The sequence below is a fragment of the Aliinostoc sp. HNIBRCY26 genome (assembly GCF_050235535.1).
Taxonomy (GTDB): domain Bacteria; phylum Cyanobacteriota; class Cyanobacteriia; order Cyanobacteriales; family Nostocaceae; genus Trichormus.
This window is the reverse complement of record NZ_CP189852.1, coordinates 3,624,977-3,645,600: the sequence shown is the minus strand read 5'-3', so window position 1 is coordinate 3,645,600 and position 20,624 is coordinate 3,624,977. Positions and strand designations below refer to the sequence as shown.

The window sequence follows — 20,624 nt, the reverse complement described above, 5'->3', positions numbered from 1 at the left end:
TCAAGGACTACAGAAGTTAATTGAGCAAACCAGCCTACAAAGTGTTGCAGATAAAGAAAATGCTTTAGCGGGTATCAGTAGGCTAACGAATTTTTATCTGTCTTATCAAGCTCAAAATGATGTAGATTTACAACGCCTATATGGAAAGTTAGTGCATGAAATTATGTCAGCCAACTTTCCGCAATGGATAGTACCCTTATCTATGTCCCAACTCGAAACAAACCAAAAAATTCGGGTTGGTTATGTTTCCCATTATCTGCATTCTTACAGTGGCACACTTTGGTTAACTGGTTGGTTAAAATACTGCAATCATAACAACTTTGAAATTTACTGTTATTACACAGGTAATGAACCAGATGCAGTAACTGATAAATTTAGAGAATATAGTGATTTTTTCCACCATATTCCTCACGATTTATCTAGTGTCTGTGAACAAATAATTGCCGATAAAGTGCATATTTTAGTTTATCCAGAAGTTGGGATGAATCCTCAAAATCTGCTCATGGGTGCTTTGCGACTTGCACCTGTACAATGTGTAGCATGGGGACATCCAGTAACTACTGGTTTACCAACAATTGATTACTTCTTATCTAGCCAATTAATGGAAGCAGAAAATGCCCAAGAACATTATTCAGAAAAATTAATTCTTTTACCTAATATTGGCGTTTCATACCCCAAGCCATATATTCCACCTGTTGTAAAAAGTCGTGCTGACTTTGGCTTATCAGATGATGATATTCTCTACTTATGCTGCCAAGCACCGTTTAAATATTTACCACAATACGATTTTATTTTTGCAGAAATAGCGTCTCATGTACCACAAGCGAAATTTATATTTTTGCGGGGTACTTTATTGCAAGAACGTCTGCAACGAGCTTTTGCAAATTTGGGTCTAAATTTTCAAGATTACTGCGTATTTTTAAATATTCCTGAAAGACTGGATTATCTGATGATTAACCTGCTATCAGATATTTACTTAGATACATTTACCTGGTCTGGTGGTAATACTACCTTAGAAGCGATCGCTTGTAATCTTCCTGTAGTTACTCGTCCTGGTGAATTTATGCGGAGTCGTCACTCTGATAGTTTTTTAAAAATGCTAGGAGTGACTGATACTATCGCTGATAATGAACAGGAATATATTGATATTGCCGTTAAATTAGCGCAAAATCCAGATTGGCGACATGAGATTTCAGAACGTATGAGTCAACGTCATGATCAATTATTTGATGATCAGGTTTGTGTCGCAGCTTTGGAAGCATTCTATAAACAAGTCGTGAAATTAACGTGAATTCGATGACCTCTCCCCAAACCCCTCTCCGACGCGGAGAGGGGCTTAAATATCCAGGACTTACGCAACTGGCACAGTGCGATCGCTAGCCAGTAGTACATAGGTATTGATTTAGCGAGAATGTGTTTGATTGGTTTGACTCGAATTAGTAACAATAAATAGTGATGTATCTTGTTGTTAAAAATTTTATGAGAAAATTGATAGAAGTACATCAAAAAGTTGGTTAGTGATGAAATTTACTAAACTTAATTATTGTCAATATTTACTTAGCAGTCAAATTAACTATACAATCACTAATCTAGCAGAACATTTGTCAAATATTAGTCATGACAAAATTAATTATTATTTAAGAAATGAAAAATTAACTCCTCGTTTACTTTGGGATAATGTCAAAGATTTAATTGTCACTGACGAGGATGCTTATATTATATTTGATGATACAGTTTTAGATAAAAGATTTTCTGAAGAAATAGAAATAGTACGAAGGCAGTATAGTGGTAATGAACATGGTGTTGTTAGAGGGATAGGAATAGTAAGTTGCATATATGTTAATCCTAAAACTCTCAATTTCTGGGTAATAGATTATCGAATTTTCAATCCAGAAAATGATGGTTTCAGCAAGATTGACCATGTGAAAAATATGCTCCAAGGGCTTGTATATCAAAAGATTCTACCTTTCAATACAGTTTTAATGGATACTTGGTATGCGGTCAATAATTTAATGCTTTATATCGATAGTCTAGATAAAGTTTATTATTGTCCTTTAAAGACTAATCGTTTAGTAGATGATAGTTTTGGTAGAGAAAAATATAAGAATATTGAATCTCTAGAATGGAGTCAGGAAGATTTAAAATGTGGTAAAATCATAAAAATTAAAGGATTCCCTGCTGAGAAAAAAGTGAAACTTTTCCGGGTTACTATCTCTACCGATAGGACGGATTATGTCGCAACAAACGATTTATCTCAAAGTTCTACGGATGTTACACAACAGGTGTGTAAAATTCGTTGGAAAATAGAGGAGTTTCATCGAGAAATAAAGCAACTAACTGGTATTGAATCATGTCAATGCCGTAAAGCCCGTCTTCAAAGAAATCATATTGCTTGCGCTATGTTAGTTTGGCTAAGACTGAAAAGTTTAGCTTATCAAACAGGTCAAACTATTTACAAGCTCAAGCACAATTTGCTTTCTAATTATTTAATTGAGCAACTAAAACGTCCAGATATTGCTATGTCTTCTCTGTAGTTTTTGGGCGCTCGGTGCGCGAAGCTCACCATTGCTTGTGCCAGTTGCGTAAGTCCTGATATCTTGAAACTCAACGAAAAATGAAGGTTTTGAAGCCTCTCTCCTTGCAGGGGAGAGGTTTGGAGAGGGGTTTTTAAATCCGTCGAACTCACCGAACCTCCTCGCTGCGGAAGCCCCTGGCTTGAGACATGGGGAGGAAGCAGCAGGCGATTGAAATAGCCGTCCCAAAATACTTGTGTTTCATGAGATAATGAGTGTATGTCGAAATGAGCAAGGCACTGTGCAACCCGACAGAAACGGCTTCAGCCAGTAGACATAAAGACTGTCGCGTAGTCTTGACAGGGTAAAAACATATTGCTTGCCAAGGGCAAAACAATGTGTTTTTGGGGCGTGGGGATGAGTACATCCTCTGTTTAATCGTAACCGCGCCCAGAGGTTCGAGGGATAGTGTTGCGAAACCTGAACAGGAGTCCAACCGCTATTTCTCAGGGCTGCTAAAAGCCCCCGAATTTTATTCGTGGGGAATGCGTTACTACGAACTCATATATATTTCCCACATTTGGGTAAAGGCTTTCTCCATTTCGCGGGTAAACTGCTTACCATTCCATAGAGGTGATGTTTTTCTCGACTGTCTTAACTTCCAAGCCACTTGTTGTCTTAAGGCTTCATCTTTACCTAAACGCACACCCCACTCTACATATTCCTCATCAGTCCAAGCAATTCCTTCTGTAACACCAGCATTCATCATCATGGTGTAGCTGTTGCGTGCTGCAAATTGCTCACCTACTTTTGTCACCATAGGAATACACATCCACAAAGTTTCTAAAGTGGTTGTAGCTCCATTGTAAGGATAGGTATCTAAAACTATATCCGCAACATCCAAATTAGCCCGGTGGACTGATTCTGCAATTACACCAGGAAGAAATCTAAATTTTGCTGTATCTACACCTTCTTCTTCTGCTAGCTGATCAAAAAACTTTTTAATAGATTCTTCATCAGATAGTCCTTTAATTAAGAAATAGCTATTGGGAACTTCTTTAATAATTCTCAATTGCAGTCTAGTAATCTCTGGATGTCGCTTAAAACCTCGTTGAGCAGAGAAATATACAACAGCATCATGAGGAATGTCTAATTCCTCACGAGTGATTGTAGGTACACTCACTTCAAAACCATCTACAGCTACGTAGGTTTGAGGTAAACGCCAAATTTTCTCACTGTAATATTCTTGCGCTGATTCTGGTAATACATAAGGATCTGCAATAAAATAATCCACCGATGGACTTCCTGAAGCATCCCAGCCTAACCAAGTAACTTGAACTGGTGCAGGTTTCATGCACATAACTTCACAACTAATATCTAGAGTAATACTATCTAAGTCGATTAAAATATCAATTTCATCCTGATAGATTTCTTCAGCAATCTCAGCAGTTTTATTGGATTTATATGCTTTATCTACTTTGCTAAGATACCATTCATGCAAAGGATCGCATTCTGGGTTTGTACTAATAATATAAGCATTAATTTCAAATTTATCATGGTCATGATACTGAAATAGCCACCGAGCTAACCAACCTACCGAATGACTTCTCAGGCAATAAGATAGATATCCTATTTTTATTTTTTTGTCAGTTCTTTTTAAAGTTTTTCTTTCTAAATTTCCATGAAAATATTTCTCTACTTGTTCCTTTGCATAATTTCCTATATTGAGATGACAAAGCTGTAGTAAGCGATTTTGAATATTTCTATTTCTGCTAGGATTGTCTTCAATGTATGGGGCAAAAAAATTAGCATTAAACAATCGGGATATTCTTACATTATCAAGTTGTGTAGGTTGATTTTCAATCAGAGATAATATTAGTGATTCTTGTGTTTTGTTTACAGCATAAGATTCTTCCCAATATCCGCCTGCACTCATTAAACCACGCAGAACTTGACGGTTTGCAAAAACCTTATCTGCAAATTCTTCTACTAGAGAAGAGTATAATTTTGCTGTTTCTATACCTTTGCTAAATTCGTTAGCATTTTGATAAAAACTAGCTAATTGACCTATAACCTCAGTATTATTAGGACTTAAGCTTAAATAAATCTCACAGATACGTGCAGCTATTCCTGGTAGACGTTTAGAGTAGGCAAGTTCTATAGCAGATGGTAGTAAAATAGTTAATAAATCGGTGACATTATTTTGACAATAAGGTACACAGACATTGACAAAATCTAAGGTTGAAAGATGTGCAGGAGCATAATCTAAAGTAGTTTTGAGAACCTGCATTAATAAGTCTAAATTAACTTCTATGGTAGATTCATCCTTGAGAATATCAATTATTCCCAAATCCTGTAAATCATTATCATAAGTTTCTAACTTGATATATAGTAAAACCAGATGTAAGAGGTTATGAATCTCTTGAGGAGAAAATTCTTTGATATTGCGGCGAATTTTTTCAGCGATAGTATACTGCTCTTGTTCCTCCTGACGTTCGGCTTCCGTCTTTAAAATTGTGATTAACTCTGCATTCCAAAGATCAACTTGTTCTGCTTCTCCATCCATCATTGCCATGAACCAAGTTGTTTGAGCTTCTACTTCCTGCCCTTGTAAGAGTAAAATTAATCCCAAATACCAATAGTAGGATTTGATATCAGGCTCTATAGCAATTGCTTCTTCATAAAGACTTGCAGCTTGAATGTAATTACCTGTAAGAAAATATTTTTCTGCACGCTCATGGTATTGGTTGGGATTAGTTAAGGAAAGCATAGAATAGACCATAGATTTGTGAAACTGGGCATTCAGAACTAGAGTATGAATTAGGTGGAAAATATCACTGTCAATTGATCGCAGAAGTTGGGTAATGTCATCAAAACACTACCCAACAAAGAAAATTATGTGAACTTACTAGGAATAATTTTTAGTAAATGATCTTGTTTCTTTTATCTAGCCAAAGAAACAAAGTTTGTTGCACAACTTGTACCAAATGTGGTGACATCAGCTACAGTTTGGCTGGGGCCTGCTGTCTCACAAGCTATCGCTAATGTCAGAGCTTCTGAAGTAGCACTGTTGCCTTGGGTTGTACCAACTAAACCGTAGTAAGATTTAAGTGCTGGCTTGTAAGCTACGCCTTTAAATTGAGCTGCACTTGAACCAGTACCAGTGATGCTATATTGATAATTTTCAGATTGAGTTTTGATACCTACTTGTAATTCATCCAGGTTGGTAGCAAATTTTTGGTATTCTAAGTAGTAAGCTTGTTGAGAACGGTTAACTGTACCTACGTAGTTTCTCGCTTCGGACTGTTTGGCTTTGTTTACCTGTCCGAGTAGCGAAGGTAACGCGATCGCAGCTAGTACACCGATGATAATTACTACTACTAGCAGTTCAATTAAGGTAAAACCTTCTTCTTCTCTGTTCTTACGGTTGCTGAGGTGTTGTAAAAATTTTGCTTGTAATTCTGGCTTGAGCATGGGTCTCTCCTGAAGTTTGGGGTAAGTAGTTCGCGATCGCTCTGTTCTAAAAAGAACTTACCCAGTTACAAACGGCAACCTATCACTCCAGTAAAAAATTTTCTCTAGAAAATTCTATTTACGTATATATACTAATAAAAATTCCTCTGAGGAAAGAGAACTCAGGTATATATCCTGTTTTCTACTGATGATTTTTTATTTGATTCACCTGTAAAAACAAGGCGCGCTCTGTTTTGGGAGTTGCCATTGGCGAGTATAGCTAGTTATGCTATATTAAACGTAGTCGTTATGAGTTCGGATAATTATTATGACTAATCAGACTGTAGAGAACTTAGTAATTATCGGTTCTGGGCCAGCAGGTTACACTGCGGCGATTTATGCTGGACGAGCTAACTTAAAACCTGTGGTATTTGAAGGTTTCCAAGCTGGGGGATTACCTGGTGGACAGTTGATGACGACGACGGAAGTAGAGAATTTTCCTGGATTTCCACAAGGGATTACCGGGCCAGAGTTAATGGATAAAATGAAGGCGCAAGCGGAACGTTGGGGAGCTGAGTTATATACAGAAGATGTAATTTCAGTTGATTTGAGTCAACGCCCTTTTACTATCCGTTCCGAAGAAAGGGAAGTCAAGGCGCATACTATTATTATTGCCACTGGTGCAACAGCCAAGCGTTTAGGCTTACCCAGTGAACATCAATTCTGGAGTCGGGGAATTTCAGCTTGTGCAATTTGTGATGGCGCAACCCCAATCTTCCACGGTGCAGAGTTAGCAGTGGTTGGTGCTGGTGACTCGGCGGCGGAAGAGTCGATTTATTTGACCAAGTATGGCTCAAAAGTCAATTTGTTAGTGCGTTCTGATAAAATGCGGGCTTCTAAAGCCATGCAGGATCGAGTATTGAGTAACCCCAAAATCCAAGTCCATTGGAACACCGAAACTGTGGATATATTCGGTAATGGTCACATGGAAGGGATAGTAGTCCGCAATAACAAAACCGGTGAAGAAACTAAGCTCTCAGCCAAGGGCTTATTCTACGCCATTGGACACACTCCCAACACATCTTTATTTAAGGGACAGCTAGAACTAGACGAAATAGGTTACATCGTTACTAAACACGGTTCACCAGAAACCAGTGTCGAGGGTGTATTTGCGGCGGGTGACGTACAAGACCATGAATATCGCCAAGCAATTACGGCTGCTGGTAGTGGCTGCGCGGCGGCGTTGCTGGCGGAACGTTGGTTATCTGCTAATGGTTTGATTCAGGAATTCCATCAACAACCGACAATTAATAATGAATTAGAACCCCAGCCAACTGCGAAGAAAACGGAAGCAGAACAAGCGGCGGAATTTAATTTAACAGCAACTCGCCATGAGGGTAGTTATGCCTTAAGGAAATTATTCCACGAAAGCGATCGCCTGTTGGTTGTCAAATACGTCGCCCCAGGTTGCGGCCCTTGCCATACCCTCAAGCCCATACTTAATAAAGTAGTCGATGAATTTGACGGTAAAGTTCACTTTGTCGAAATTGACATCGACAAAGACCGCGACATCGCCGAAAACGCTGGCGTAACAGGAACACCAACCATCCAATTTTTCAAGAATAAAGAACTACTCAAGGAAGTCAAAGGTGTGAAGCAAAAAAGCGAGTATCGCCAATTGATTGAAAATAATATTTAGGGAATTGGGAATTGGGAATAGGGCATGGGGCATGGGGCATAAAAATAAAAATCTACCTTGTCCACCTTCCAGTCCCCAGTCCCCAGTCCCTAATCTACCGAATCTTTCTGACTATCCTTGGGTGAAATCTGACTTGGCACATTCCGCATTCTATTCATTTGCGTGAGAGCATACCTGGCTGTAGCTTGAACTTCAGCATCAGGATCATCTAGGGCGTGGGTTAGCATTTGACTCATCTGTCCCATTAAGTCGTAAACACGGGTCAAGTCGCGGATGGCATTTTGGCGAACTTTCGGGCTTTCATCTTGCATCGAGACAGCTAAAGCCCGATTAATAGGTTTGAGTGTGCGAATATTAATTTCTGACAAAGCAGCCAAAATTAAACTGCGCTGTTGGGAATCAGCATCAATTAACAGGTTAACTAATGGTTGAATGGCGCGTGAATCCCCTTGTTGACCTAAATCCCAGATGGCTTTATGTCGCTTACTGGGATCGGGACTGCGTAAATCTTTAATTAATTCATCAACAATATTGAGTTTAGTGATGCGGGAAGTTGTTTCTACAGGGGGCATCACTGTTGTCGAAACTGATGCAGATGATGTGGACGAATTGGGAGTTTGAGCCGTATTTTCTTGAGTAACTATTGTTTTTTCGGCTTCTGGTAAGGCTAATGGAATTCTCTCTTCATTGGCTGGACTTAGAGCCTTTGTCTGTTTAGATTGTGGTAATTTTTCTTCTTTGTTCTGCTCATACCATCTCAACAAAAACAGAATAGCCCCAAGACTTCCTAATGTTCCTAAGCCCAAAGTTAACCACCAAATCAAGTCTTGATAGTTGGACTGGGGTTTTTTGTTAGTCGTTATGGTCGAATTGGCGGTTTGATTGATAGGAGAGATAGCCATTTGACTGGTTTTCGCCGCCACCAAGACCTGCAAAGCCGCTTGGGTGGTTTGGTCGGCAAAACCATCTACTCTTTTTAAACCCTTGGTTGTTTGAAATTTAGCTACAGCACGTTTTGTACTTTCACCGTATTTTCCATCAATTAGGCCATCATAGTACCCCAACTCCTTCAATTGAGTTTGCAGTGTTCGTACATTTGACCCTTGACTGCCTGGAGTGAGAATAACCTGCTTGCTTGGTCTGGTGGTACTGACTTGTGCCAGATACCGGACTTCGGGTGCTAAGTTAGGTGCAATTGCGCTGGCGCGATTTAAGTAAAAACCCAGGCAAGAAACATAGGTGATGATTAAAATTGAGGAGCGGTATAGCCTCATATTAAATTCAAAGTAGCAGCCTAAACGTGCTGGGTAGGTGACAGAATCTTTCTAAATATTAGCTTTTATACTGACAAACAAAGTTGGATTTTTGGTAAACCAAGTTAAATTCTTTTACCTGATGACATCATTTATATACATCTTGTTTCTGGTTTTGGCATAAATAGTTTATACCATAATCAGGTTCAGATGCCGCTACTATTAGGAACTTCCAATTAATTAAACAAACAGCAGAGGGCGTAGGGGAAGCAGAGGCAGTAAACTAAAGCAGAATTTCCAATGGTCATACCATTGGGAAAAGAGCATCGGACAGCAAATTAGGGTAGGGTTTCTGGTTCAGATTTTCTTACAGATACAGTTACCGGATTAAGCTGCTTAGTGGATACTTCTGTTAGTTGTGTCGGCTGTATGTTAGTTACTTCTTCCACAGTCAGATTTTGACTTTGTCCTGCTAAATTATCACGCTGATTGATGAGGTAAATACTGATTAACGTCAGAAATACTCCTACCCATTGCAATGGACTGAGGACTTCTGAGAGTAGGAGATGACCGAATAGGAGGGCAAAAACTGGTGTGAGAAAAGTGAGAGAACTTAGACTAGTGAGACTGCCACTTTGAGCAAAGTAGAAAAATAGAGCGTAGGCGATCGCACTCCCGAATACCGTAGCATAACCTAAAGCCCACCAGTCACCATTGACTAGATTTTGCCACTGCTGGGATTCTACAACTGATGACGCGCCCCACAATGGCAAGCCACCTATAATCATATGCCAGCCTGTAGCGGTTACAGGGTCGGCATACCGAGTCACAAATCTAATTAACACCGTCCCCACAGCCATCGACAAAGCCGCCAACAGCATTAACCATTCGCCCCTAGCAAAGAAGTTTTGCCAGTCGCCAACAGGGACATCTGCACCAGTACCCAATAACCCGAAAATCCACTCATCTGGTAAGCCAATCAAACTAATACCACTGACTCCCAAACCTAACCCTAACCATCCCCATAAACCAATACGTTCTTGAAATAGCCACAACGACAGCAAGGCTACAGCCAGAGGTTGGGAATCAATCATCACTGAACCTAAACCGGCACTGGTTCTGACTAATCCTTCGGCTAAAAATCCCTGAAATAATGTGCCATCAATTAAACCGAAAAGACTAATCCACAGCCATGCTTTCCAACCAGTGGGCTGGGGCTTACCCATGAGTGCAGCGACGATTAAAATTAATACTCCTGCCGGTAGCAAGCGCACTCCTGCCATAAACAATGGTGTTGTATGGGGGATGACTCCTTTCATCGCTACCATCGCCGTTCCCCAGAGGAAAAAAGGGGCGATGAGTAATAAAGGAGATAGGGGTAGTTTAGATGCACTGAGTTTCAGTTGCATGAGTTTGCTGATACCTTTGGTTAACAGGTGCAGAGATTGCTTTAACCAATTCTACCCAATTGTGACTTTTTGTGAAGGAAATAATACTTAGGGGATTGGGGACTGGGGATTGGGGACTGGGGCATTAATAACTATCAAGCCAACAAAATCATCAGAATTTCCCACCCCTACACCCCTATAGATTTTGTCGATAGGCGATCGCCGCATAAAATGGATCTCCCCCTGGTACACCCAACCATTGCAAGAAATTGGGTGCAGTAGATTTACTGACAATAATTTCTGGGGTGGTAAATCCTGGTACAGAGTTAAAGTAGCGTTTCACTAATTCCACTCGCCCTTGTTCGGAATTATCCCGCCAAGCTTGAATGGCTTTTTGAAAGAACATCCGATTAGAAAAGCTAAAAATTGCTACACCACCAGGTTTCAAGATGCGGTGAATTTCAGAAAAAATGGCTTCTGGATATTGTAAATATTGTACGGAAACACAATTAATTACAGCATCGAAATCTTGATCTGGCAGAGGTAAGGCGGGATTTTCGTTAAGATTCTGGACGAAATAATGATTTAAGCGGGGGTTACGGGCTAATTCTTCCGCGTTAAGTCCATGTCCCTCTACATGGGCAAATTCTATCTCATCGGGTAAATGAGACACCCAACTGCTCATCATATCAAGTATGCGGGTGTTGGGTTGGAGTCTTTCTCTATATAAGTCTGTTAGCTGTTGGATAAAACCTTCATCAACATGGGTGACGAAGCGGGGATAGGAGTAAAACAGTTTGTCGTCTGTATCGTCTAATTTGAGTCGTTGATCAGGTTTTAGTAACATAATTTTGGTTCAGAAAAGTTTTTTCACTAAATCTGTGCAACTTCGGGTATTCTTTGAGCAGGCTATATTTAACATATTTTAATAACAGCCGGATACTTCTACCAATTTATGCAGCATCCCGTGTTGTATAGGCTAAAATTTTTACCCCCTCTTTGGCAAAAAATCAGCGAGTCAGCCATATTTCCCTATGGGAGTTTGCTGGTTTGGACAATTCCCCTATTACTGTTCAACTCAGGGGAAAATAGCGTGATGGCGCATGATGAGGGGTTATATGCTTGGCGCGCCCGTCAGATGTATGATTCTGGTGACTGGGTTGCACCTTGGGGTAATACTCATCATAAAACACCTGGTTTTTATTGGTTAGTTGCGGCTTTTTATAAGCTATTAGGAATTAGCGAATTTAGTACCAGATTACCTAACATGATATTTGGGATTTTCTGCCTATTGCTCACCTATGAACTAGGCAAAATCATGATAGGTAAAAAGTTAGCTTGGTTAGCTAGTGCGATTTTGAGTATAGAATTTCTCTGGCTGCAATATTGTCGGTTAGGTACGCCTGATGTACCAACTATTTTTCTGATACTTTTAGCTATTTATACTTTTATTCAAGCAGAAGAACATCCGAAATATAAATATATTTTAGGATTTATTGCGGGTTGTAGTTTAAGTCTGGGCTTCTTGATGAGAAGCTTTATGATTGTTCTACCAACTGTTGCTTTATCGCCCTATCTAATTGTTAAACATCGTCGTCATCGACATCTCACTAACCCTTGTTTATATCTAGGTTTATTTGTAGGATTAATCCCGACTTTGGTTTGGTTATGGTTTAATTGGCAGCGTTATGGTAATGATAGTTTTGCTGCTTTATTTGGCTTTGTTGTCGAGTTGGGTTCTGAAGAACGTCAGGGGAATAACTTTATCTTCTATTTTTGGAATGTGCCAATAAAGGCTTTCCCTTGGGTGTTTTTGAGTCTTTTGGGTTTATTTTTAGTAATTCGCCGTCCTGTCCCTAATTATCAACTAATACTCGTTGGGTTTCCTGTAGTTTTATTTGGGGAACTGAGTATTTTTTCCACAAGATTATCACACTATAGTTTACCACTACACCCATTTATCGCTTTACTCGCAGCAGTTGGTTTAGATTGGTTGGGTAGAGTTTATGAATTGGGATATACCAAGAAAAAACATTTACTACAAAAAGCTAATATTCCCCGAATTTTGAGCTATGCTTTCGGCCTTCTCGGCTTTCTATTGATAGTTGCATCTATATTGGTATTTACTTGGGGCGATCGCAAATACTCACTCATCGGTTTCATTGTCGGTTTAAGTTGGTTAATTTTGCCCATAGTCTGGGATATGCGTCACCGCTTTGGTTATAAGTTTCTCACCGCTAACTATTGGATAGCTGGTTGGTTAATTCCCTGTTGGTTAGCTTTAGCGATGGTGGGGAGTTTGGGTTTATTGAGTGACTATAACCCAAACTACAGAGCTTTCTTACATCAAAGCGCGATCGCCTCGATTTTACAAACTCACCCGATTCATTTCGTCAATATGGGCGGTAAAAATGCCGTCCTCCTAAGATTTTACACCCCCACCCACGGTCAAAGAGTAGAGACAATTACCCAACTCCCTACCCCTAGCTATGCTTGGGTTTACAAAGCCACACCATCCCAATTATCCAGCAGACCACACCGCGTCATCGGTTCAATCCAAGACTACAAGTTAATTCAAATTTTACCCAGTAAATAATGCCCAATCCCCAAAATATTGCTAAAAATGTCAAATCAATTTATGATTAATACTACGTACACTAAATATTTTCCATGATTGCTCAACCCGATCATTCTTCTACATTGGCATCGTGGCAACAAAATCTCGCGCCATACAATTTGGGTTATAGAATTAAGCTGCTTTCACAATTACTGAGTCGCAAATTCACTGAAAGATTAGAACCATTCGGACTAACACCATTTCATTGGTTAGTTTTATGCTGTTTGTGGCAAGAAGATGGTTTACCGACTTCTAGCATTGGGGAAAAATTGCAACAAGTCGGGGGTACCCTCACGGGGGTACTAGATCGGATGGAAGAACGCGGTTTAGTGCGTCGCGAACGGGATACGCACGATCGCAGAATTTGGCGGATTTGGCTAACTGATGCTGGACGAGAATTAGAAACCATCCTACCTCCAATTGCAGCAGAGGTGCGTGAAGAGGCTATGCAAGGTGTTTCCATAGCTGATCGTGAGATGTTTTCCCAAATTCTTAATCAGGCGATCGCTAACCTATCTTAAGTATTGCGGCTTTATCATCCAACTGGGTGAAGAAATCATACTGTTTTTTTCAGAAAATACTACGTACGCTAATTTTTAGCATAAAAAACTATAGTTTCTGTATATTACGTATTTGAAATATTTACTTTGATACAGAAACAATTCCATAATTCGATTCAGTAAACATAATTCATGAATTATCAAAAACAGCTGCAACTACCTGCATTTAGATCCAGAAATTACCGTCTGTTTTTTGTAGGACAAGGAATTTCCTTAATTGGGACATGGATGACGCAACTAGCTACGGTTTGGCTAGTGTATGGTTTGACACACTCAGCATTGATGTTAGGGCTAGTGGGATTTACCAGTCAAATTCCCAACTTTTTTCTTGCTCCCTTTGGTGGGGTATTCGTAGATAGATTTTCGCGGTATCGTACCTTAATTGCTACCCAAATCCTAGCGATGATTCAATCTCTAGCATTAGCGGTATTAGTTTTCACGGGTGTTGTGCAAATTTGGCACATCATTGCCTTAAGCTTATTGCAGGGATTTATTAACGCCCTGGATGCACCTGCTAGACAAGCCTTCGTTCCCGAATTAGTGGAACGCAGAGATGATTTAGCCAATGCGATCGCTATTAATTCCACTATGATTAACGGTGCGCGATTAATTGGCCCAGCCATTGGCGGTTTATTAATAGCTCAGATCGGTGTAGCTTACTGTTTTTTAGTCGATGGACTCAGCTATATTGCGGTTATCGGTGGTTTATTGGCGATGAATGTCAAACCCTTAAAAATATCGATAACTCCAGGTAATCCCTTACAAAAAGTCGCCGAAGGATTTGTCTATGCTTTTAGTTTTCCACCCATCCGAGCTATTTTATTACTATCAACTTTAGTTAGTTTAATAGGCTTACAAAATACTATTTTAGTGCCGATTTTTGCTGAGACAATTTTAGAAGGTGGCGCAGAAACTTTAGGATTTCTGATGGCTGCTTCAGGACTGGGAGCTTTATCTGGGGGAATTTATTTAGCTACCCGTAGCAGTATAGTTGGTATTGGGAAATTAATTGCGATCGCACCAGCAATTTTAGGTGTAGGATTAATTGCCTTTGCTGTTTCTCGATATTTACCTTTGTCGCTATTTACAATGTTATTTGTCGGTTTAGGCACAATTTTACAAATAGCCGCTAGTAATACATTTTTGCAAACCATCGTCGATGAAGACAAACGCGGTAGATTAATGAGTTTATATACCATGTCATTTTTAGGCATGATACCCGTAGGAAATTTACTGGGAGGATGGTTAGCTAGTCATATAGGCGCGCCTAACACCTTAATTATTGATGGGATAGTTTGTATAATTGGTTCTGTAATTTTCTATAGACAATTACCAGGACTGACAACTGTACGTTCGCTGATTCCTACTTGTAAATCGATAAAATAGCGACCAAACTGTTTCTAGTGATCGCTCCTGTATAGGCAAGAAACGGTAGAACAACGGGAACAAAGATAAATCCTGCGAGCTGGGATTCTATCCACTCACAGTGAAGCACCTGTAACCAGATAAATTCAGATACAGTAATTAGGATAACTCCAGCGATCGCCCCCACCAACACCACGACCACTGATAAAAGGGACTGGGTAGACACAAAGGTGATGCCCCAGTCCCGATAAATGGCATGATTAGGAGCATGAGAAGCAGGCAATCTAGCATTGTTTCATCTCATTGGTGGTTGCATCGCTCAGTCTCGGACGAAATACGATTCGATGTTGTTAAAGGATAAATTGGCTAGATCAGAAGATTCAATATAGAAGTAGAAATTATCACTACAGTTAAAATCATGTTGAAGCTCCAGCAATAAATGTCCCTTAGCTCCTTCTATCTTTTCTTCCACTTCAGAGTGCAGTTCCGGATAGCCACCCAATTTATTAATACGCTGCCGATTGTAGGTCGCTTCATCTTCATAGTCTAAGATCCATTCGTCAAACTCTTCACACAGTTCTATCAGATGTTCAGGAATCTCGAACGAATCATCTAACTGTTGACGAGCAGTCCAGAACACATCTCGCTGCACAAAGAAACTCAAGGTGTAAACCTGGTCATACCATTCCAGGGAGCTAGCGGGTTCTGCTAAAAAGCTAAAGTCGGTGATTAAGTCATTTCTGTCTTTAGAAACGTCGGGGTAATAAAGGACGCGGTGTTGTTCAGGACTCAGCGCACACATCGGGACATCTAAACCCATGTAAAATTGCAAAAGCCCCTGTCGTGGCAAATTAAGACTTTCGATTACCGGCAGATCGGCGCAGTTGATCTGCATGAGAAACATCATCATCTCACCCGTTTCGGCATCAATAGGATAGTTCGTGCCTTTCGGCAGGTAAGGATGACCACCAATTTTACTTTGCCAAAGTTCCAACGGATCGCCACCCCAATCAGAGCCAACGTAGCCCGCAGAATTGAGATGTCCCGCCTCTGTTGCCGTGAATTTGATGTAAGGCACTAAGTTGGCTTCCAGAAATGATCGCAACGGTTCAAATTGGGATGGTAAATCTTCCAAAAACGACGGCATATCGGTTATCTCCTGCGGTGGTAATGGACGCTGCTTAGGTGGGGAACTAGAGTCACCAACGGCTGAACGACAGATGCCGCGTTCAGCCGTTGGTGACTCTAATACTCTGACCTGCTGTAGTTTCAAGCCAGTGGTATCATAGCTCAGATGCAATGTATCCGGTGGGTCACAGGTTTCGAGAGGGTAGAAGAACGATTGATTATTCAAATAAAAAATCATGTCTCTCTCTGGAGTAATGACCAGAACATATTGAAAGACTTGATCCGGCGCAATCGTACTGGGAAATTCGAGCCGTTCTTCCCTATGAAGTGTAAATGCTAACTGCGTTTTCTATCTGACTCAGGTAGTTGGGTATGGTCAGGTAGAGTTAATGCCGATAGAGAAGTCATAGGCACAACCGAGATTGAGTTGAAATTTTATTGTAAATCAGCATCATGAAACACCAGGATTATCTGATGTTTTCAGACGTTGCAAAATTTGCTCAACTTGGTAAACTTTCTCGTTTCGCTGTTGTTTTTTAAAGATATTTAAAGCTTTTTCTAAAGAAGCTTGTGCTTGCTCCCTTTGATTTATTTGCCATAACACCTGACCATAATTAATCAGTGCATCACCATATTCAGGATTAATTTCTAAAGCCTTCTTAAATTCTGTAATGGCTTCATCCCAGCGACTTTGGTTAGCGTAAACTGCACCAATCGCATTATAAGCTAACGCATACCTAGAGTTGATGCGAATGGCTTCGCGGTAAGAACTAATGGCGGCTTCTGGTTGCTGGAGACGCGCAAAGACATTACCTAATTGATAGTGTGCAAAAGTATCTTTAGGATATTTTTTCACAAGTTGACACAGGGCTTTTTGTGCGCCTGGGAAATTACGCTGATTGTATAAATTATTAGCTTGTTGCACCAGCAGCGATCGCTCCTGTGATGTATTATCTTGAAACTGTGCAATCTTTTGTGGTTGTTTAACTTGTGACTTCTTTTGGGGGGTACTTAAAGCTGACTGACAAGCTGACTTTGCTGGTGATTGTTCTTGTGCATGAACCGGAGTTGACAGAACTAGGGGAAGGATACTCAGTGATACACAGCTAAAGGCTTTCAAACATCCTGACAGCAATTGACTGGTCATTTTCATCACTCTCATCCTTTAATCATGTTCTGATCCCCATGATAAACCGAAGTGCGTAATGACTACCCCAGCATCCTTGCTGACTCATTCAATCCTCATTAATGACAATGCAAAACTTGAGCAGCAGTCAACTTGAGATCAGGAAATACCAACGAAGCAATCGCGTTATCCCCTACATACACTTTCTCTTCATAAAAACCCTCTACCCATTCCAGAACCGTCACTTGTTCCTGTATCGGATCAACAATCCAATACTCAGGAATACCCCGCGCCGCATACTCTGATCGCTTGTAGCGATAATCACGACTGCTCTGATTGGGACTTACCACTTCAACCACCAATAACGGCGGTGGCATTTCTGGCATTACCGTAGATCGTTTAGCATCTTCCATCGCAGTTGCCAACTCTTCAGAAAACACCACCAAATCAGGAACACGCACCCGTGAGCCAGTAGTCACAATTTCCGTTTTCATCCGCAACTGAGAAGAGGAGATACCTAATTGCACAAAGCAAATCAGGATAAACATAGCAATTCGTTGATTTCTCTCACTCTCAGCCGGCATCAGCAGTAATTCCCCATCTTCAAACTCATACATTGCATCTGTACCATCGTCATAATTAAAAAACTCTTCCAGAGTCATCTTTACAGATGCAGTTTGGTCTAACGTGATTGCCATAATCACCTTACCTTCTTGGCAAAATATCCGCTTGCTCTATTATCGCAATATCTCCTCTAAGCCCTTAAAGAAGTCTAAATAAAAAAATTACGACTATTGACAACATCCAGCCAACCTTCAATCGCATCCTTTAAATTAGCCATCACTTCTTCTATTGTGTCTCCTTCCGTAATACAACCGGGAAGTGCGGGAACTTCTGCCCAATAGCCACCTTCTGCTGCTGGATGAATAATTGCTCTGATTCTCATACACCTGTTAAGTTAGGTTTTGAGAATATGCTAACAACCATAGCTGTCTGCTCTCAACCGTGGTGCAGGCGATCGCTCACAGGGAGTTTACAGGCTTGTTCCTTTAGTTCTTGCAAAGACATAAGAAAACGCTCGAACAGGGTTTGGCATCTCAATTTTAGTACATTTGAGTATTGAGGCTGCTGGTGTGAAAGTGAAATTGGGTGAAGGCGATCGCCCTCTTTTTTATAAAATTTGAGGTTTTATTTCCAGATCATCAGTTAAAAAAGATAGTTGAACACCTGCTGCTCGCTTTTTCTGTTTAGCTTAAAAGCAATATAAACAGCTTTTACAGGGTGTTGATCTTCATAACGAATCTGGTTCGCTGTTAATCGGCTGATGGTTGAGTAATCGATTAAAGGACGTGTATCATAGTGATCTCGCAGCGATACACTTCGTGATAAGTTGTTGTGTTGTCGAATCTCGCTAGCCTTTAAACCTTGCAAAAGCTTGTTCATTGCATCATGAGTTTCAGAAAACAGCTTTCGACATAAACAATTATGCTTTTGACCATATTCTTTAATAGCGGATTGTAGTTCTGGATAATCATCAAGCTTTAGAATCTGCCTGACACTGAAACGTACTCTGTGTTGCTCAAATTCTAGTTCAAAGTTATCGTCTACTGAGGACGAAGAGCAATTATTAGACCGCCATCCGGTTTTTTTGTGGATAAAAAGGCGCATACCCAGATGCTTGATCAAATCCAAAGTTTGTTTAGCCTTTGCTTGACTTTCTTGTTTTACTTGTCTTGAGTATGAGGCATAATACTCAATCATGGCTGCACAAAAACCATCTGCGAGAATGTTTCGGTTTTCGCAATCAAAATACCCTGAAAGATTTAAATTCTGTCCAGCAAAAAATTTTAGGCATTTTGGGAGAGAGTTGTTTAGTGGATCAGCCTGCTCCACTCTTTTGACCCATCTTGATATTTTTGTTTGATGCACTCCTACAAATCTAGCTAATCCAGAATGAGACATTCCAGATTGTCCTGTAGCTTTGACAGTGAAGTATTCTGCACCATCAGGATCTACATGACGTAGTAGGTCGTCTGAGTAACTATCTCTACCACCGAGTCGTTTTGCCAGTTGACCCATAAATATTCTCCTTATGTTTTGATTATTTCTGATTGCTTTACGACGGAGGGACTCAAACCTAATTGCTTGTGCGGCTTCCATTAGTTGAGAAATATGCAGGGACTATATTTTTATCCCTTAAACTGTCAGATTTGATTGAAACGAAAGAACCACGTCCTATCTGTTTCCATCTACCTTCTTTTGCTCCTCGACGCAATTCAGTAGATAGGGAATTTCTTGCACGTACATATTCATCATTGTCCTGTGTCATAAATATATACTGTGCAATGTCATCAGCAGTCATAGGCTCATTACGGCTATTCAAAACAAATTCGGCTAACTCTGCTAAGGTTTTGTCTGCAAATTCAGCACGTAGCATTTCTTTGGGAGAACGCTTTCTATCATCTTCAACCCCATTTTTACCATTACCAAGAAATCCAAAGTTGCTGGTTTGAATTGAGTTCAACCCTTTGTTATGACTTTGATCGGAGTTAGAGTTTATCAAGGTATCTTGACTCAGAGCATCAGTGTTAGCATTCTCGTGTATATTTAGCATCAACTTAAAATATTCAATGTCGGCTTTTAGCTGAGATACACAATTTTCAGCCTCAGTTAGAGCAAATATCTTCTCTTCTATCTGCTGTTGTATCCACTTAATATGCTGTTGGCGGGCAGTATCATAACTCATTAGCTTGCCCCTAAACAAATGTACTGGTTAATAACAAGCATAACAAACAAAAAACAAAAAATCCAGATAAAACAAATATTTGTTACAGCAGATTTTTTAAGTTGCTCAAAGTTCGATTTAGCTGTCAACGTGTATATGGCTGTACTATCGCAAGACCGGGAATCACACGGTAATGCTTGACATTGAATGTACAAAGTGTTGCACCTCGCCCAACAGCGCAAGCAGCAATTAAAGCATCTAACAGACCTAAACTGTCTGACAAATGGTAGGTAGCGAAATCTGACAAGGCACGGTTTAAATCAGCTTCAGTTGGCCAGACTATAGGTAGCGGTGCAACCAATTTTAGAGTATTACGCAACTTTTGTTTGTTTTGAGCATCCTGGATTAATTCCATAACTACAAACCCAGGTACACTAGGTAACTCTGAGAGGCTAGCAAACCAAGTTATTGCAGGAGCATGACCCCGTTGAATATCAATTAAAATGTCCGTATCTAGCAAATACATCAACTTAACCTAAGTTCGTTCACGGGTCTCAGCATCATGGCGTAATTGACGAGCGTAGGCTTGACTATCTGTAATATCAGGTCTTGAATTGATCACACCTTCACTCTGCCAATAAGCAACAAGTTCTGCGCCTGTCCTTGGTGGATTTACTAGAACTTGCCGGACACTAAGAACACGAAGAATGTATTCAGATAGAGTCAAATTAAGCTGAGAAGCTTCATTACAAAGCTCTTTTTCTAGCTCTGGTGGCAAATTAAGATTAATATTCATG

The 20,624-nt window shown here is 40.2% G+C and carries 20 protein-coding genes; 6 read left to right on the top strand and 14 right to left on the bottom strand.

Translation table 11 applies throughout. From position 1 onward, the window contains the following. Window positions 1-163 precede the first annotated feature (163 nt). Entirely contained in the window at window positions 164-1,291 is a 1,128-nt protein-coding gene (locus tag ACQFX9_RS15600; protein WP_427156836.1) for a hypothetical protein, read from the top strand. Between the two features lie 229 nt (window positions 1,292-1,520). Beyond that, complete coding sequence (locus ACQFX9_RS15595; RefSeq protein ID WP_427156835.1) at window positions 1,521-2,534, top strand: IS701 family transposase; 1,014 nt, start codon at window positions 1,521-1,523, stop codon at window positions 2,532-2,534. A 532-nt stretch (window positions 2,535-3,066) separates the two neighbouring features. Here the strand turns inward: ACQFX9_RS15595 and ACQFX9_RS15590 are convergent. Both ACQFX9_RS15590 and ACQFX9_RS15585 read right to left on the bottom strand, forming a co-directional pair. Continuing rightward, complete coding sequence (locus ACQFX9_RS15590) at window positions 3,067-5,283, bottom strand: O-linked N-acetylglucosamine transferase, SPINDLY family protein (RefSeq protein WP_427162902.1); 2,217 nt, start codon at window positions 5,281-5,283, stop codon at window positions 3,067-3,069. 173 nt (window positions 5,284-5,456) lie between these two features. After that, on the bottom strand, window positions 5,457-5,987 hold the full coding sequence (locus ACQFX9_RS15585; RefSeq protein WP_427156834.1) for a type IV pilin-like G/H family protein: 531 nt from the start codon (window positions 5,985-5,987) through the stop codon (window positions 5,457-5,459). A 307-nt stretch (window positions 5,988-6,294) separates the two neighbouring features. Between ACQFX9_RS15585 and trxB the strand changes: the two genes are divergently transcribed. Beyond that, entirely contained in the window at window positions 6,295-7,665 is a 1,371-nt protein-coding gene (gene trxB / locus ACQFX9_RS15580; RefSeq protein WP_427156833.1) for a thioredoxin-disulfide reductase, read from the top strand. 89 nt (window positions 7,666-7,754) lie between these two features. Here trxB and ACQFX9_RS15575 read toward each other — a convergent pair whose 3' ends face one another. From ACQFX9_RS15575 to ACQFX9_RS15565, 3 genes are all read right to left on the bottom strand, one after another. After that, window positions 7,755-8,939 (bottom strand): peptidoglycan-binding protein, encoded by a 1,185-nt coding sequence (locus ACQFX9_RS15575; protein WP_427156831.1) that lies wholly within the window; start codon window positions 8,937-8,939, stop codon window positions 7,755-7,757. A gap of 317 nt (window positions 8,940-9,256) precedes the next feature. Then, complete coding sequence (locus ACQFX9_RS15570) at window positions 9,257-10,327, bottom strand: DMT family transporter (RefSeq protein WP_427156830.1); 1,071 nt, start codon at window positions 10,325-10,327, stop codon at window positions 9,257-9,259. Between the two features lie 175 nt (window positions 10,328-10,502). Next, window positions 10,503-11,153, bottom strand: a complete 651-nt coding sequence (locus tag ACQFX9_RS15565) for a class I SAM-dependent methyltransferase (RefSeq protein WP_427156829.1) — start codon at window positions 11,151-11,153, stop codon at window positions 10,503-10,505. A gap of 120 nt (window positions 11,154-11,273) precedes the next feature. On the opposite strand from ACQFX9_RS15565, the gene ACQFX9_RS15560 reads away from it, so the two are divergent. From ACQFX9_RS15560 to ACQFX9_RS15550, 3 genes are all read left to right on the top strand, one after another. After that, window positions 11,274-12,902: an ArnT family glycosyltransferase gene (locus ACQFX9_RS15560; protein ID WP_427156828.1), complete on the top strand. Its 1,629-nt coding sequence runs from the start codon at window positions 11,274-11,276 to the stop codon at window positions 12,900-12,902. Between the two features lie 74 nt (window positions 12,903-12,976). Continuing rightward, window positions 12,977-13,444 carry a MarR family winged helix-turn-helix transcriptional regulator gene (locus ACQFX9_RS15555; RefSeq protein WP_427156827.1) on the top strand — a complete coding sequence of 156 codons (468 nt, stop codon included), beginning with the start codon at window positions 12,977-12,979 and terminating at the stop codon, window positions 13,442-13,444. Between the two features lie 171 nt (window positions 13,445-13,615). Beyond that, window positions 13,616-14,869, top strand: a complete 1,254-nt coding sequence (locus tag ACQFX9_RS15550; RefSeq protein ID WP_427156826.1) for an MFS transporter — start codon at window positions 13,616-13,618, stop codon at window positions 14,867-14,869. A gap of 138 nt (window positions 14,870-15,007) precedes the next feature. Here ACQFX9_RS15550 and ACQFX9_RS15545 read toward each other — a convergent pair whose 3' ends face one another. From ACQFX9_RS15545 to ACQFX9_RS15505, 9 genes are all read right to left on the bottom strand, one after another. Beyond that, on the bottom strand, window positions 15,008-15,139 hold the full coding sequence (locus ACQFX9_RS15545; RefSeq protein ID WP_427156825.1) for a hypothetical protein: 132 nt from the start codon (window positions 15,137-15,139) through the stop codon (window positions 15,008-15,010). 28 nt (window positions 15,140-15,167) lie between these two features. Then, window positions 15,168-16,214, bottom strand: a complete 1,047-nt coding sequence (locus ACQFX9_RS15540; protein ID WP_427156824.1) for a DUF1963 domain-containing protein — start codon at window positions 16,212-16,214, stop codon at window positions 15,168-15,170. Window positions 16,215-16,427: 213 nt separating this feature from the next. After that, on the bottom strand, window positions 16,428-17,129 hold the full coding sequence (locus ACQFX9_RS15535; protein ID WP_427156823.1) for a tetratricopeptide repeat protein: 702 nt from the start codon (window positions 17,127-17,129) through the stop codon (window positions 16,428-16,430). 92 nt (window positions 17,130-17,221) lie between these two features. Further along, window positions 17,222-17,800 (bottom strand): Uma2 family endonuclease, encoded by a 579-nt coding sequence (locus ACQFX9_RS15530; protein WP_427156822.1) that lies wholly within the window; start codon window positions 17,798-17,800, stop codon window positions 17,222-17,224. A gap of 74 nt (window positions 17,801-17,874) precedes the next feature. After that, window positions 17,875-18,048, bottom strand: coding sequence for a type II toxin-antitoxin system HicB family antitoxin (locus ACQFX9_RS15525; protein ID WP_427156821.1), 174 nt, complete (start codon window positions 18,046-18,048; stop codon window positions 17,875-17,877). Between the two features lie 260 nt (window positions 18,049-18,308). Continuing rightward, window positions 18,309-19,262 (bottom strand): hypothetical protein, encoded by a 954-nt coding sequence (locus tag ACQFX9_RS15520; RefSeq protein WP_427156820.1) that lies wholly within the window; start codon window positions 19,260-19,262, stop codon window positions 18,309-18,311. Further along, a complete protein-coding gene (locus tag ACQFX9_RS15515) occupies window positions 19,240-19,848 on the bottom strand; it encodes a hypothetical protein (RefSeq protein WP_427156819.1) in 609 nt (202 codons plus the stop codon). The genes ACQFX9_RS15520 and ACQFX9_RS15515 overlap by 23 nt, the downstream gene beginning before the upstream one ends. 124 nt (window positions 19,849-19,972) lie before the next feature. Then, a complete protein-coding gene (locus ACQFX9_RS15510; RefSeq protein ID WP_427156818.1) occupies window positions 19,973-20,353 on the bottom strand; it encodes a PIN domain-containing protein in 381 nt (126 codons plus the stop codon). A 9-nt stretch (window positions 20,354-20,362) separates the two neighbouring features. After that, window positions 20,363-20,623 (bottom strand): hypothetical protein, encoded by a 261-nt coding sequence (locus tag ACQFX9_RS15505; RefSeq protein WP_427156817.1) that lies wholly within the window; start codon window positions 20,621-20,623, stop codon window positions 20,363-20,365. Window position 20,624 lies beyond the last annotated feature (1 nt).